Origin of the sequence: Variovorax boronicumulans (assembly GCF_029892485.1) — a bacterium.
GTDB lineage: Bacteria > Pseudomonadota > Gammaproteobacteria > Burkholderiales > Burkholderiaceae_C > Variovorax > Variovorax boronicumulans_B.
Genome location: NZ_JARXVG010000012.1, coordinates 98,464 through 113,116, shown reverse-complemented (window position 1 = coordinate 113,116; position 14,653 = coordinate 98,464). Strand labels below are relative to the sequence as shown.

The following is a 14,653-nucleotide window of genomic DNA, read 5'->3' as shown; positions in this document are numbered from 1 at the left end:
GGGATGACGGCCCGCCCTTCACCGTTCCCCGGTGGCCGAGTTATTTCGCCGCCTCCACCTTCACCCGCGCATTCGGCGTCTCGCCGAACATCTCGGGCGCGTACATCGCCTCGACGCGGCTGGGCGGCAGCGCGAAGTCGCCGACGTTGTTCAGGCGCACGGTGTATTCCATTTTCACCACGCCCTTGGGCAGGTACTCGTAGTAGCTGCGGAAGGCCTCGAAGCTGCGTTCCTCGAAGGCCGGCGAACCCGCGCCCGACTTCTTCTCGCCCTGCGTGGCGATCTGCGAATCGCGGCCGAGGCCCCCGCCCAGGATGGTTGCACCGCCCGGGATCGGATCGCTGATCACCACCCAGGTCATGTCGGCGCTGGCGTTCACCTCGAGGGTCACGCGCAGCACGTCGCCGCGGGTGTACTTGCCCGCGGTGGCCTGCTCGACCGGGGTGATGGTCTTCTTGATCGCATAGCCGGCCGCGAACGGCGCCTTCAGCTGCACGGCGGCAATGGACTGCAGCGTGAGCCACGGCTTGCCGGTGCCTTGCTGCGTCACCAACAGCGTGTCGCGTACCGGGGCGCCCGAGGGGGAGGCAGCCCACGGCAGGAACATCGTGTTGTTCTTCAGGTTGCCCGGCGATGCGGGTGCGCCGAAGAAGGTGGTCTGGTTCGGTGCGCCGGCCGCGTCGCTGGTCTTCACGCGTTCCACACGGCTCCAGTCGACCTGCGCCTTCACCGCGCCCAGCGTGGCGGCCGTGACGCCGGCCACCGGCGTGCTCTCGAACACCTTGCTGAATTTCTCCAGCGCGAGCCCGCCCCACAGGTTGGCGGTGGTGGTGTGCCAGGCACCGTTCTGCTGGCGGCCGATGAAGCCGTTGGCGAGCTTGCCGATGTCGTCCTTCCAGCTCGGGTCGTCCATCACGCTGAGCAGCAGGCGGGCGGTGTTCACGTCGCCGTTGGTCATCAGCCACCACCAGTAATCGTCCTGCTCGGTGCTGAAGATGAGCTTGGTGCCCTGGTACGACAGGCGCGCCTTCAGCACGTTGTTGGCCTCGTCCAGCCGCTGCTGGCGCTGCGGCACATCGTTCACGCGCTTGAGGATGTTGAGCCAGTCGATCACCGCGCTGGTGGGCCACTGGTTCGGCGCGATGGTGATGCTGCCGACCATGCTCCCCTTGGCCTTGCCGTAGCGCGAGAGCGCTTCGAGCGCGGCGAGCTTGCGCACGTCCAGGTCCTTGCGCGGGCTCCAGAACTCGCGCGTGATGCGGCCCTCGACAAAAGCGATCAGGCCCGACTCCATCGGCGCGCGCACGTCGTCGGCGAGCGCGAAGGCGGGGTTGAGCTGCGCGGCCTCGTTCGTCGCTGCGAGCAGGTACGAGGTGAGGATGTCGCTGCCGCGGTTGGCTTCGCCGTCGCGCGGCGGGAAGTAGTTGGCGAGGCCGTCGCTGTCGAGGTAGGTCGGCAACGTCGCCAGCACGCCCTGCCACATCTTCGCGTCGCGCAGGCCGACCGATTTGCTGGTCTTCTGTTCGAGGCAGATGAAGGGGTAGTTCGCGAACCAGTCGCGCACGCCCGGCAGGCCTTCGGCGAGCTTGGGTTGCAGAGAGAGCTTGAGGCCGCCGCGGCCGGGGAGGGCGTCGGCGGGCGGGGCCACGTCGAGCGTGAAAGGTCCGTCGACCTGCACCAGCGTCGCTTGCTGCACGGTCAATGGCACCGAGGGCACGATGCGCTGGCGCACCTTGAGCGCGTCGCGCGCACCGCCGAGGGTGTCCTTCGCCTCGATCTCCCACAGGATGGCTTCGGCGCGCGTCTGCGCGAGCTGCGCGGGCGCGGTCACGGTCCATGCGACTTCACGCGCTTCGCCGGCCGGGATGTCCACGGTCTGCGTCTCCAGCGTGAGCAGCGTGGCGCGCGGCGTGGCCTCGACCTTCATCGGTTTCTGCGTGGTGTTGCGCAGCGTGATCTGGGCGCGGAACTGGTCGTCCTCGCGCACCAGCGGCGGCAGGCCGCTGATGATCTGCAGGTCCTGCGTGGCCTGGATGCTGGCCTGCCCGGTGCCGAAGAGGCTGGTGCCCGAATCGGCGACGGCCACGATTTTGAAGGTGGTCAGCGCGTCGTTCAGCGGCACGGTCACCACGGCCTGGCCGTTGGCATCGAGCACCACCTTCGGGTTCCACACGAGCAGGGTGTCTAGCAGCTCGCGCGTCTGGCCCTTGCCGCCGCCGCCGCCCGCGGGCACGGCCTTGCGCCCGTAGTGGCGCCGGCCGACGATTTCCATCTGTGCGGTGGAGGTGCTCACGCCCCAGCTGCGGCGTTGCAGCATCGCGTTGAGCAGGTTCCAGCTGTCGTTGGGCATGAGTTCCAGCAGGGCCTGGTCGACCGCGGCGAGCGCCACTTCGGCGCCGGCGGCCGGCTTGCCGTCGGGCAGCTTGGCGGTGATGGTGACCTGCGCCTTGCTGCGGATCGGGTAGCTGGGCTTGTCGCTGGTGACGGTCACGTCCAGCTGGTGGGCGCGCGTTCCCACGCGGATCTCGGCCATGCCGAGGCGATAGGCGGGCTTGCTCAGGTCGACCATCGCGGTGGGCGCGACATATTCCTTGCCCTCGTACCAGAAGGCGGTCCACCACTCGCGCGGCGCCTTGAACCCCCAGGTGAAGAAGCTGTACCACGGCACTTCGCGCAGGCGGCCGCGCAGCGCGAGCACGCTGATGTACGCGTTCGGGCCCCAGTCGGCCTTGACCTGCAGGGTGACCGTCGGGTCCTTGCCGTCGAGCTGCACGACGTGGGTTTCGATGATGCCTTCGCGTTCCACCGAGACCAGCGCGGTCGCGAAACGGAAGGGGCTGCGCACCTGGAACTTGGCGACCTCGCCGGGCTGGTAGCTCTTCTTCTCGGGCAACACGTCGATGCGGTCGTTGTCCTCGCCGCCGAACCAGAGTTCGCCCTGCTTGGTCACGTAGACGGAGCTCACGGCCTTGCTGTCGCGGCCGTCGCCGTCGGTGGCGCTGGCGATGAGTTCCACTTCGCCGGCTTCCTTCAGCTCCGATTCGCACAACAGCAAACCGCGCGAATCGCTCTTGCCGCTGCAGACAGTGCCGATGTCCTTGGTCTCCGTCTTGTTGTCGTAGGTGTAGAAGCCGCCCACCATGCGCTTGCGGCTGGTGGTGGTGATGCGGGCCACGGCGCGCACGTTGAGCGTCACGCCGGCCTGGGGCTTGCCCGTGAGGTCGAGCGCGAGCGCCTGGAACTTGAGCTTCTGGCTGGTGGAGACCCAGCCCTCGGTCTTGATGCCGGCAATGACGGAGGCCGGCCACAGCGTCTGCGTGCTGCGGATGGTCTGCACCTCGCCGTTCGGGTCGGCGTAGGTGGCTTCGAGCAGCAGCTCGCGCGCGGCCTTCACCTTCGGTACTTTGTCGATGGTGACCTTGCCGGCGCCGTCTTTGTTCAGCGTGAGCGGCAGCTTGTCGGCGATCACGCGGGTGTCGCTGGCGCTGTTGATGTCTTCCTCGCCGCCCGCGGTGTCGGCCGCGACAGCGGCCTGCGTGCCTTCGCCCTGTTCGACGCGCGGCGGGTTGAAGCTGAAGGCGTCGTAGTCCGGGAAGCTCAGGCTCTTGCCTCGCACCATGGCCGACACGCGCACCGGCAGGTTGGCGGCGCCGCCGCCGGCTACATAGTTGATCTGCACGTCGGTGGGCACGCTCGTTGCGGCCACCAGCGGTTTCTTCTCGGTCGGCGCGATGCGGCCTTCGAGCACGGGCAGGCGGAATTCCTCGACGCGGAACGTGCCGGTGCTGAAGCTGCGGCTGCCGCCGCCTTCGTCGCCGTCGCCTTCTTCACTGTCGCCGTTGGCGTCCTTGCCGCCGCCGGTGCGCAGCATCACCTCGTACGCGCCGAGCTTGGCGGCGGGCGGAATGGGGAAGGTGTTCTCGGCGCTCAGGCCGCCGGTGGCGGTCTTGCGCCAGTTCAGCGGCTGGGTGAAGCGCTGGCCGCTGCCGGTGTGCGTGATGACGAGCGTGTCGGGCCGGTTTTCCGGCAGGCCAAAGCCCTTGCTGGTCTGCGTGCGGATCAGGTGCTTCATCGACACCGTCTCGCCAGCGCGCAGCAGCGTGCGGTCGAAGATGGTGTGGGCGATGCGGTCGGGCTCGGGCTGCAGGTTGGTGGGCACGTTGAAGCGCCAGGGCTCGATGCCGCGCTGCCAGTCGCTGAAGGTGACGGCGAGGTCTTCGACGCCCTTGTCGTCCTTGGCGCGGGCGCTCACGAACCAGGCGCCGCTGTCGTATTCGTTCGGGCCGTTGCAGCTGGGTGCCTGCGGCGACACGCCCTGCAGCGTGACGATGCCGTTGGCGTCGGTGGTGCCGGTGGCCACGGCCTTGCCGTCGCAGCTGGAGACGCGCACTTCGGCGCCCGCGACGACCTTGCCCTTGTCCAGGGTGGTGACCCAGGCCATCGAGTTCTCGCGGCCCAGCTTGAAGTGCACCGCGAGGTTGGTGGCGAGCGCGGTGGTGCGCACGTACATCGTGCGGCCGGCGGGGTAGCGCTCGTCGAGCAGGGCTTCGCCCAGTTTCTGCGAGGCGATTTCCAGCACATGGAAGCCCGGCGTCAGCGGGATGCCGATGACTTCGAAGGGGCGCGGGTCGCCGCCTTCGGCCTTGGGCATGTCGAGTGCCTTCACGCCCGGCTGGCCCGCCAGCAGCGACAGCATGCGGGTCTGCAGGCTGGTGCGGTCGTCCTTGTCGATGACGGGCGGCAGCGCGCCCTTCACGTCCTTGCGCGCCTGTTCGCGCGAGACGGTGTAGCTGTCGTAGCGGCGCACCTTGCGGAACCACGCGATGATTTCCGCGTCGGTCTTCGGGTTCATGTCGCTCACCTTGCCGGGCGTGAGGGCCTGCACCATCAGCTGCGGCTCCACGCGGCGCACGGTCACCGGCATCATGGCCGGGGTGTCGGGCTCTGCCAGCCGCTCGATCACGCCGAAGGGCGAGGCGGCGAACTTGGCCAGCGGCGGCATCGCGCCGGTCGCCACCTTCAGCGGAAAGGTGGCGGGCGTGGCCAGCGGGCGGCCCGAGGCGTCCTCGAACTTGGAAGGCAGCTCGATGCTGTACTGCGTGCTCTCGGCCAGCGGCGGGCCGAAGCTCACGTTGCTGACCACGTCGTCGTCGCTCTGCGTGCCACCGTCGTTGTCGAGCTTGGCCTTGATCGTCTTGCCGTCGCCCTTGAGTTCGATCTGCGAGGCCAGCTTGCGCGTGACCGGTGCGTTGAAGCTCAGCTGCATCGGGCGCAGCGGCAGGCACGCGGACTGCGCGTTCTCGCGCTCGCAGGTGAACGAAATGGCGAAGGGCTCGCGCACCTGGTAGTCGAGCCGGCGCTCGACGTTGTTGGCAACGCCCGAGGGCGTGGCCACGCCCTTGCCGTAGACCACCTGCACCTTGGCGCCCGGCGTCAGCGTGCGGTTGCACTGCATCGTGATGAAGCGCAGCGGGTCCTTCTCGGCCGCCTTGTCGCGGCTGAAGGCCTTGAGCACGCCCGCGCGCTGCTCGCCGTCGAGCAGCTTGACCGGAATGCGCTCGCCCACGCCGTCGGCCGAGCACCAGACGTTCTGGCGCACGCTCTCCAGCGTGGCCGCGCCGTTGAGTTCGAGCACGAACATCTGCTGCTCGTCGATGCGGGCGTAGGTGCCCGGCATGAAGCTGCGAACGAACGGGCCGCCGCTGTTGAACTGGTAGCGCTCAGGGCCGGTCAGCTCGCCGCCCGCGCTGGGCTTGAAGGTGGGGATGCGGGTGACGGTGCAGCGCACGCCGGGCGGCAGGTCGTTCTCGAAGTCGTAGACCCAGGCTTTTGCGTCGGTCCAGCGGCCGGTGCCCTTGCCGGCCTGCGCATCGGTGCAGCTCACCGAGAGCGGCGCGGGCGCCTTCGGATCACCGAAATTGACGGCGGCCTGGTCGAACTTGGCAACGATCTGGCGCACGCGCGCCACCTCGCCTTGCGGGGTCAGGCTGGTGATCTGGAGTGCAAAGCTCGGGGCGGCCAGCAGCGTGCTCGCGGCCAGGAGCAATGAGGGAACGAAACGGGTCACGGAATCTCCTCCTTGGGGGCAGCGCGCAGCGTAGCCTATTTGTGCTTCAAAACGTCAGTGCCAACCGTCATATGTCGTTCGTGCCTCCGGCCCGGTTCACACGAGGTTTACGTCGGGCTTCTTACAATCCACCCCGTCGTGCGTGCGCCGCGCAGACCGCCACCAAGACCTCGCCGCCGACCGATGAAACGCTACTGGGAAATAGACGCCTTGCGCGGGCTGATGCTCGTGCTGATGACCGTCACCCATCTTCCGACCCGCCTGACCGATCCGCTGGGCCAGCCTTTCGGCTTCGTCTCGGCCGCCGAGGGCTTCGTGCTGCTGTCGGCCTTCGTGGCGGGGCTGGTCTACAGCCGCATCGGCTATGTCCGCGGGGTGGATTCGATGCGCATCGCGTTCTGGCGGCGCGTGGTCAAGGTCTACCTGTGCCAGGCGGCGATCCTGCTGTTCCTGTTCACGGTGATCGCGGCGCTCGGGCTGCACATCGACCAGCCGGCGGTGAAGAACCTGGTCTCGTACTACCTGGCGGAGCCGCGCGACGGCTTCCTGTTCGGGCTGCTGCTGATCTACGAGCCGGCGCTGCTGGACATCCTGCCGATGTACATCTTCTTCATGCTCATGAGCCCCTGGGTGCTGGCTTTCGCCATGCGCCACGGCTGGACGCTGGTGATGCTGGCCAGCGTTGCCGTGTGGGCAGCGGCGCAGTTCGGCGTCAGCGAATGGATCTACGGGCTGGCCGTGCACTACCTGGGCATTCCGGTGCCGTTCCACGAGATGGGCGCCTTCAACACCTATGCCTGGCAGTTCCTCTGGTTCGCGGGCCTGTGCATCGGCGCCACCCGCAACGGGCCCGAGGCGCGGCCGCTGCGCTTTCCGTGGTGGCTGCTGGTGCTGGCGGCCGCCATCGCGATCTACGGGTTCTACTGGCGCCACACCGGCATCAATGGCCAGGCGCCGTTCGGCGGCGACGTGGAGATGAACCTGCTGTTCGACAAGTGGCAGCTCGGGCCGCTGCGGCTGGTGAACCTCCTGGCGCTGGGCATCCTGGCGGTGCGCTTCGGGCCCTGGCTGATGCGCCGCATTCCGCGGCTGCACTGGCTGGAGGCGATGGGCTCGGCGTCGCTGCCGGTGTTCTGCGCGCACCTGGTGGCGGTGCTGCTGGTGCTGGCCTTCTACGGCGACAGCCAGACCGCGCGGCCCTGGTGGGGCGACGGGCTCCTGCTGCTGGTGGTGTTCGCGGGGATGTACTTCGTGGCGCGGTTCACGCGCGGTGCTGATGTGCCGCCGCCGGCGGATGACGTGCCGTCGGGGCCGGCGCCCGCCTGAGAAGGTGTGAATAAACCTACTGCGCGGTCCGATCTCGCACCTGCGGTCCTCACCGTACAGAGTACGGTTCCGGTCCTCGGTGCAAGCTCGAACCGCTCGCTACGGTTTCTTCACACCTTCTGAGGCTGGTTCAGGGCAGGCTGGGGGCGGGCGTTGCGGGTGCGTCGGCACCCGGCAGGTGCGACGCGATCACGGATTGCCACAGGCGGTAGCCCGCATCCGTCATGTGCAGCCTGTCCCCGCGGAACAGCTCCATCCGCGGCCGGCCGTCGGCACCGAGCATCGGCGTGTAGATGTCGATGAACTCGCTGTTGGGCAGCAGGTTCAGGTAGGCCGAGATCACGTGGTTGGTCTCGCGGATCTGCGGCATCAGCTGCTCGCGCGAGGGGCTGGGCTTGACCGAGACGAAGCTGATGCGCGTGTCCGGCAGCTCGGCGCGCACCGTGTTGGCAAAGCGCGCGAAGCTGTCGAGCACCTGCAGCGGCGTGCGGCCCTCGGCCAGGTCGTTGTCGCCGGCGTACACCACCACCTGCCGGGGCTTGTAGCGCACCACCAGGTCGCGGGCGAAGAGGCTGCAGTCGGCCAGCGTCGAGCCGCCGAAACCGCGATTGACCACGCCGCCGGGCACGCGGGAAAAGTCCTGCGCGAGGCGGGTCCACATGCGCACGGTGGAACTGCCCACGAACACGACGCCGCCCGGGGGCGGCAGGTGCTCCTGGTCGGCCCGGGCGAAAGCCGCGAGCTCGTTGTGCCAGCGCGCCTTGGCGGCCAGGTAGGCGGAAGAGGCGTCGGCGGCGGTGGCGCCGTCCGCCTCGTAGGGGAAGGCGGCCGAGGCGGTCTGGGCGTGGGCGGCGAGCGCAGCCATCAGCAGCGCGGCCGCGGCCAGCGCGGATTTCATCGAGGGCATCGGAATGGCAGAAAGCGGGTCAGATTGTTTTTTCGATCAGGGCGCCCTTGAACACGACGGGGCCCTTCGGGCCGCTGCCCGGTGGCACGCCGCCCTTGGCTTCCAGGGTAACGGCCAGGGTCGGCACCTGGTGCACATCGGATTCTGACGCAGCCAGCCGCAGCGCCGGTGCGCTGTCGAGCACGCCCAGCGAGCGCGGTGCGCCGCCGGGCGGCAGCGCCCAGAGCTGCAGCGACTTGTCGGTGCCTTCGCTGTAGCTGCCCACGCGCTGCAGCACCAGTTGCTTCTTCTTCGGGTCGAAGGTCACCAGCATCGAGGCGGCGGCCTGGTCGTCGGACAGCACGGCCACGTACTGCACGGCCGGCGCATTGTTCAACTGGTCGCGCAGGTTGAGGCCGACCACCACCGCCAGCACGGTGGCCAGCGCGCCCGCGGCCGTGGCGCCGCGCCAGAGCGCCAGGCTGCCGAGCCACCCGCCCTGCGGCCTGGCGGCATCCCGCGCGTTGGCCGCATCGCGCTGCCGTTCGACGGCGTACTGCGCCTTCTCGGCATCGATGATGTTGCGGATGCGGGTCCAGACGGCGGCGTCGGGAACGATCGGGCTCTGCAGCTCGGTCATGCTCGCGAGCCGGCCCTGCCAGACCAGCGCCGCGGCGCGCACCGGCGCCTGCTCGCGCGCCAGGGTCTCGAAACGGCGGCGTGCACCGCCGCGCAGGGTGCCGAGCGCATGGCTTGCGGCCAGCATTTCGAGCAGTTCGGGATGGGCGGTGAGGTTCATAAGAAAGCTGCTTTCTCCGCCGTCATGCAAAGCGAGCCATGCAGACGCGCAGTTTTTCCAGCCCGCGCCGGATCCAGGTCTTGACCGTGCCGAGCGGCAGCTTGAGCTGCTCGGCCAGCTCGCCGTGGCTCATTTCGCGCAGGTAGGCCAGGCTGACAACCTCGCGCTGGCGGCCCTCGAGCTGGCTCAGGCACTGGTGCAGCGCCCAGGCCTGTTCGCTCGCATCGGCGGTGTCTGCGGGGTTGGGCGCATCGGATTCGAGGGTGTCGGCCATCAGTTCGTCGAACTCCTGCGTGAGCTGGGCGCGGTCGGCAGTGCGGCGGCGCAGGAGGTCGAGCGCCCGGCTGCGAACGATCAGCCCCAGCCAGGCCAGCGGTGGGCTCAGCGAGGCTCGGTAGTCGCCGGCCACGCGCCAGACCGTCAGAAAAGCCTCCTGCAAGACATCCTCGGCCCATTCGCGCTGCCGGACCACGCGCATCGCCAGACCCATGAGCTTGGGTGCGGTGCGGTCGTAGAGCTGGCGCAGGGCGGCTTCGTCGCGATGGCCGATGCGATCGATCAGCGCCATCAGTTCGGCGTCGGGGCTGGGTGCTGTCATCGGCGGATTGTCGGGCATCGGTGGGCATGGACAAGGTACGGCCCCGCCGGGGCGCCGGATTCAAACAACAGCTCTCCGGAACCCCAGCCAACCCCGGTTTTGGAAACATTCGTTAACGTATACTGCCCCGCAAAATCGGAGCGAGGCCGCGCAACGCGGGAGGCGGAATGAAGCAAATTGCGATCGTCATCGTGCTCTGCGTGGGCGCGTGGTACTTCCTTGTCGGCGGCCGCAAGCTCGACGAGCCGATGGTGCGCGACTACTACCAGAAGGAAGCGCGCGCCATTTCGGCCAACGACGCCGACAAGCTGTGCAAGCAGCTCAGCCGCAAGGCCGTCATCGAGAGCAAGACCACGATGATGGGCAAGACGGTTGAAACCACGCACAACCGCGACGAAGCCTGCGAAGCCCAGCACAGGACCTTCGAGAAGCTGCGTGCCATCGGCGACCAGGCCGGCAGCATCCTCTCCGTGGAATACGACTATCACATCGACAGCGTCGAGCTCGCGTCCGACCGCAGGAGCGCGACCGTCCAGGGCACCAACGTGCTCAAGATGGGCGATTCGATCCTCCAGTTCAAGACCAGCTTCACCCAGCGCCTGGAGCGCGAGCTCGGCCAGGTGCGCCTCGTGCATGCCGACGAGGCCACGGTGGTGCGCCTGGGCGGCCGCGGCGCCATGAGCCAGAGCGAGTTCTTCCGCAAATAGACAACAACAAGGACAGGAGCCGTCATGATCGTCCAGGATTCGCTGCCACCCCCGCCGCCGTTCTGGCACCGCCTCAACAGCTTCTTCGCCTTCCCGTTCCAGCTGCGGCCGCTGGCCTATGCGCTGGTGCTGTCGTTCTGCAGCCTGCTCTTCGAGGCGATCTTCTTCCTGCCCGATGCGCTGGCCTTCGTCGTCATCGAGATCGGCATCATGCTGGCCGCCAGCCGCTACGGCTTCAAGATCACCGCGCTGGGCGCGCGCGGCATCTGGCAGTCGGCCGACTTCGGGCGCGAATCGAGCGACGAGTGGACCTACCTGCCATGGAAGCTCTTCGCCATCTCGCTGGTGCAGGGGTTGCTGATCGGCTGGCTCGCCTGGTACCAGCCGGTGCTGGGCACCGTGGCGCTGTTCGTCATGTCCTTCACTTTCCCGGCCGCGGTGCTCGTGCTGGTGCAGTCGGGCAGCTTCTGGCAGGCGATGAACCCGGGCCATGTGATGGATGCGATCCGCACCATCGGCTGGCCGTACGCGCTGCTGTGCTTCTTCCTGTTCCTGCTGAGCACGGGCGCGCAGATCGCCATCTCGATGGTGCTGCCGATGTTCGACGGCCGCATCATCCTGCCGATCGTCAATTTCGCGTTCATCTACTTCGGCTGGGTGATGGCGAGCCTGCTGGGGTACGTGATGTACCAGCACCACGACGCCTTCGGCATCGACGTGGCACCCGGCGGCGGTGTGGGCGATGGCATGCCGGTGGACCGCCGCACGCCCGCACAGATCGCCGCGCAGCGCATCGATGCCGAGGTGGCGCAGTTCATCACCGAAGGCGACCTGGGCGCCGCGCTGGGCACCGCCTACGAGGCGCAGCGCACCGCAGCCATCGACGACCTGGCCGCGCAGCGCCGCTACCACCGCGTGCTGTCGATGATGCCGGACAGGCAGAGCACGATGCTCGACCAGGCCAGGCGCTTCATTCCGCTCTTGATGCGGCGCGACCTGTCGTCCGAAGCGCTCAAGGTCTTCAAGTCCTGCCGCGAGAAAGACAAGACCTTCGCACTCGACGATGCACCCCTGGTGATCGCGATGGCGCGGGCCGAATGGCGCAACGGCGATGCGCATGCCACGCTCGCGCTGCTGTCGGGCTTCGACCGGCGCTTCCGCGGGAACGAGGCGATTCCGCAGGCCTACGAACTCGCGGCCCGCGCGCTGATTCAGGGCCTGGGCCGCGCCGACATGGCGCAGCCCATCCTCGCCACGATGGAGTCGCGCTACCCCGACAGCGAGCAGACGCAGGAAGTGCGCTGGCTGCTGCGGCCGTCGCCCGCCGCCTCCGCCTGACGGCCGGGAGAAGACGCCTCAGGCGCGCTGCAATGCGCGCGTGACCATGTCGTTCGGCGCCAGCCGCAGCAGATGCGGGAGCAGGCCGATGGCCTTCTCGCGCTCGCCGGCATGCAGCAGGCCGTTGGCGCACACCGAGAGCGTGTCGGCCAGCGCGGGGTGGTCGGGCGCGGTCTTCAGCAGGATGCGGCACAGCATGTCGGCATCGGCGAACTCTCGGATGCGCGCGAAGCGGCGCGCGAGCCGGGCCATGTCGTCGGGCTTCAGGCGCAGGCCCGGCTTGGCTTGGTCAAGATAGGAGCGGTAGCTGGCGTGCTGCAGCGCGATCGTCTCGGGGTCGGTGGCCGGCAGGCGAAAGATGCGGCGCGCGGCCTGGTGGAAGTCTTCGCTCGCGGGCTGCAGGCGCGCGGTGTTGAACCAGGCGCGCAGGGTGTCGGTGTCGTTGGGCCGCAGCGCTGCGGCGGCGCGCCATTCGGCCGAGGCCTGCTCGAACTTCATCGCGGTGCCCAGCCGGCGGGCGGTGGCCACGTGCGCATCGAAGCGGTCGTCGTCGTTCGCCATCTCCGACTTCACCGTCTCGGGCGTCTTGACGCGGCCCAGCAGCATCGCCCCGGCCATCAGCACGGCGCCCGTGAGCAGGCCCCCCAGGTGGGCCATGTAGGCGACGCCCTGGCCGCCCAGCCAGTGCTGCATCAGCTCGTTGACGATCCATGCCGGCAGCAGCAGCAAGGCCGGCGCGGTGACGTAGTTGAAATAGAAGAACAGCTGGTAGAAAAAGCGGATGCGCCGCAGCCGGTACATCACGGCGTACATGCCCATCAGCGCGGAGATCGCCCCCGAGGCGCCCAGCCCGTAGGTGCCTTTGCCCGCATAGGCCCAGGCGGCCAGCGCCGAGGCGCCGATGGCGCCCAGCAAATAGAACGTGAGGTAGGTGGTGCGCCCCAGTGCCAGCTCGACCGAAGCGCCGAACAGGAAGAGGAACAGCATGTTGCCCAGCAGGTGGCCGGTGCTGCCATGCAGGAAGGCGGCGGTGACCAGCGTCCAGGGCTTCGATCCGGCGTCCTTGCCGTAGTCCTGCGCCCAGCGCTCGGTGAAAGGGGCGGGCAGCATCGACTCGTACTGCTGGCGGTCGCGCTTCCACTCGGCGTACTGCGGATGGGTGGGCGTGATGATTTCATCGGCCTTCAGCTTCTGCAGGAAGGCCTTGTCGTGCTGCAGACCTTCGAGCAACTCTGCATAGGCCTTGGCCTGGAGCATGCGTTTGCCCAGCTTGCCGCGCTTGGCGTCGGTCTTGGCGATCCAGTCCACGAAGGGCGGCAGCTCCAGCTCGGGCAGCACGCTCTTCGTGTAGTAGTGGGCGGCGCGTTCGCGCGCGCTTTCTTCGCTGCGCTGCGGCCCCCACCACACGATCATGTTCACCAGGATCAGCAGCACCGTCAGCCACGGTGGGTTGCGCCAGCTCGGTTTGTTTTCGAGCGGGATGGCGTAGAACACGGTGCGGCGGCCGGTGGTTTTTGCCGTGCCGCGCTCAGCCGAGCCGCTTGCGGTGGCGCGCGATCTGCGCCTTGACCTGCGCGGGCGCCGTACCGCCGAGGATGTTTCGCGCGTTGAGCGAGCCGCGCAGGCTCAGCACGTCGTACACGTCCTTCTCGATGTTCGGGTTGAACTGCTGCAGCACCGACAGCGGCAGTTCGGCCAGGTCGACCTTGTGCGACGTCGCTGCCTTCACGGCATGCGCCACGGTCTCGTGCGCGTCGCGGAAGGGCAGGCCCTTCTTCACCAGGTAGTCGGCCAGGTCGGTGGCGGTGGCGTAGCCGCGCAGCGCCGCGGCTTCCATCGCCTCGGGCTTCACGGTGATGCCGCCGATCATCTCGGCAAAGATGCGCAGGGTGTCCTTGAGCGTGTCGACGGTGTCGAACAGCGGCTCCTTGTCTTCCTGGTTGTCCTTGTTGTAGGCCAGGGGCTGCCCCTTCATGAGCGTGATGAGCGCCATCAGGTGGCCGACCACGCGGCCGGTCTTGCCGCGGGCCAGTTCGGGCACGTCGGGGTTCTTCTTCTGCGGCATGATCGACGAGCCGGTCGTGAAGCGGTCGGCGATCTGGATGAAGCCGAAGTTCTGGCTCATCCACAGGATGAGCTCTTCGCTCATGCGGCTGATGTGCACCATGCAGAGGCTCGCCGCGGCGGTGAATTCGATCGCAAAGTCGCGGTCGCTCACGGCGTCCAGGCTGTTCTGGCAGACGCCGTCCATGTTCAATGTTCTGGCGACCAGTTCGCGGTCCAGCGGGTAGCTGGTGCCGGCGAGGGCGGCGGCGCCCAGCGGCAGGCGGTTGACGCGCCTGCGCACCTCGCCCATGCGCTCGGCATCGCGGCTGAACATTTCCACGTAGGCCAGCATGTGGTGGCCGAAGCTCACCGGCTGGGCCACCTGCAGGTGGGTGAAGCCGGGGAGGATCACCTCGACGTTCTTCTCGGCGATGTCCACCAGCGCCTTCTGCAGTTCGGTGAGCAGGTCGCCGATGAGGTCGATCTCGCCGCGCAGCCACAGGCGAACGTCGGTGGCGACCTGGTCGTTGCGGCTGCGGCCGGTGTGCAGGCGCTTGCCGGCATCGCCCACGAGCTGGGTCAGGCGCGCCTCGATGTTCAGGTGCACGTCTTCCAGGTCGAGCTTCCACTCGAAGGCGCCCGATTCGATCTCGCTGCGGATCTGCGCCATCCCACGTTCGATTTCGGCGTGGTCCTGCTTCTGGATGATGCCCTGGGCGGCGAGCATGCCGGCATGGGCGAGGGAGCCTTCGATGTCGGCTTGCCACAGGCGCTTGTCGAAGAAGACGCTGGAGGTGTAGCGCTTCACCAGGTCGCTCATCGGTTCGGAGAAAAGGGCCGACCAGGCTTCGGATTTCTTGTCGAGTTGGTTTTGGGTCATGGGAGC

The 14,653-nt window shown here is 68.0% G+C and carries 9 protein-coding genes; 3 read left to right on the top strand and 6 right to left on the bottom strand.

Annotation, left to right across the window (positions count from 1 at the left end):
- Positions 1-40: 40 nt before the first annotated feature.
- On the bottom strand, positions 41-6,067 hold the full coding sequence (locus M2282_RS24550) for an alpha-2-macroglobulin family protein (RefSeq protein WP_280811379.1): 6,027 nt from the start codon (positions 6,065-6,067) through the stop codon (positions 41-43).
- A 183-nt stretch (positions 6,068-6,250) separates the two neighbouring features.
- Here M2282_RS24550 and opgC point away from each other — a divergent pair, with 183 nt between their 5' ends.
- Entirely contained in the window at positions 6,251-7,393 is a 1,143-nt protein-coding gene (gene opgC / locus M2282_RS24545) for an OpgC domain-containing protein (protein WP_280811378.1), read from the top strand.
- A 130-nt stretch (positions 7,394-7,523) separates the two neighbouring features.
- On the opposite strand, the gene M2282_RS24540 is transcribed toward opgC, so the two are convergent.
- The 3 genes from M2282_RS24540 to M2282_RS24530 are packed head-to-tail and all read right to left on the bottom strand — an operon-like array spanning position 7,524 to position 9,676.
- Positions 7,524-8,291, bottom strand: coding sequence for an SGNH/GDSL hydrolase family protein (locus M2282_RS24540; protein ID WP_280811377.1), 768 nt, complete (start codon positions 8,289-8,291; stop codon positions 7,524-7,526).
- Positions 8,292-8,319: 28 nt separating this feature from the next.
- A complete protein-coding gene (locus M2282_RS24535) occupies positions 8,320-9,078 on the bottom strand; it encodes an anti-sigma factor (protein WP_280811376.1) in 759 nt (252 codons plus the stop codon).
- A gap of 22 nt (positions 9,079-9,100) precedes the next feature.
- The gene (locus M2282_RS24530; protein ID WP_280811375.1) at positions 9,101-9,676 is read right to left on the bottom strand and encodes an RNA polymerase sigma factor; all 576 of its coding nucleotides are present in this window, start codon (positions 9,674-9,676) and stop codon (positions 9,101-9,103) included.
- Positions 9,677-9,843: 167 nt separating this feature from the next.
- Here M2282_RS24530 and M2282_RS24525 point away from each other — a divergent pair, with 167 nt between their 5' ends.
- Together M2282_RS24525 and M2282_RS24520 are read left to right on the top strand one after the other, a co-directional pair.
- Positions 9,844-10,383, top strand: coding sequence for a hypothetical protein (locus tag M2282_RS24525; RefSeq protein ID WP_280811374.1), 540 nt, complete (start codon positions 9,844-9,846; stop codon positions 10,381-10,383).
- A gap of 24 nt (positions 10,384-10,407) precedes the next feature.
- Positions 10,408-11,721 carry a hypothetical protein gene (locus M2282_RS24520; protein WP_280811373.1) on the top strand — a complete coding sequence of 438 codons (1,314 nt, stop codon included), beginning with the start codon at positions 10,408-10,410 and terminating at the stop codon, positions 11,719-11,721.
- A gap of 18 nt (positions 11,722-11,739) precedes the next feature.
- Here M2282_RS24520 and M2282_RS24515 read toward each other — a convergent pair whose 3' ends face one another.
- On the bottom strand, positions 11,740-13,215 hold the full coding sequence (locus tag M2282_RS24515; protein ID WP_280811372.1) for a rhomboid family intramembrane serine protease: 1,476 nt from the start codon (positions 13,213-13,215) through the stop codon (positions 11,740-11,742).
- A 34-nt stretch (positions 13,216-13,249) separates the two neighbouring features.
- Positions 13,250-14,647 carry an argininosuccinate lyase gene (argH, locus tag M2282_RS24510; protein WP_280811371.1) on the bottom strand — a complete coding sequence of 466 codons (1,398 nt, stop codon included), beginning with the start codon at positions 14,645-14,647 and terminating at the stop codon, positions 13,250-13,252.
- Between the last annotated feature and the right edge of the window lie 6 nt (positions 14,648-14,653).

Bases quoted from the DNA above. Each gene is read 5' to 3' on its own strand.
- opgC (WP_280811378.1), top strand. From the start codon at position 6,251: ATGAAACGCTACTGGGAAATAGACGCCTTGCGCGGGCTGATGCTCGTG.
- M2282_RS24540 (WP_280811377.1), bottom strand. From the start codon at position 8,291: ATGAAATCCGCGCTGGCCGCGGCCGCGCTGCTGATGGCTGCGCTCGCC.
- M2282_RS24535 (WP_280811376.1), bottom strand. From the start codon at position 9,078: ATGAACCTCACCGCCCATCCCGAACTGCTCGAAATGCTGGCCGCAAGC.
- M2282_RS24530 (WP_280811375.1), bottom strand. From the start codon at position 9,676: ATGACAGCACCCAGCCCCGACGCCGAACTGATGGCGCTGATCGATCGC.
- M2282_RS24525 (WP_280811374.1), top strand. From the start codon at position 9,844: ATGAAGCAAATTGCGATCGTCATCGTGCTCTGCGTGGGCGCGTGGTAC.
- M2282_RS24520 (WP_280811373.1), top strand. From the start codon at position 10,408: ATGATCGTCCAGGATTCGCTGCCACCCCCGCCGCCGTTCTGGCACCGC.
- argH (WP_280811371.1), bottom strand. From the start codon at position 14,647: ATGACCCAAAACCAACTCGACAAGAAATCCGAAGCCTGGTCGGCCCTT.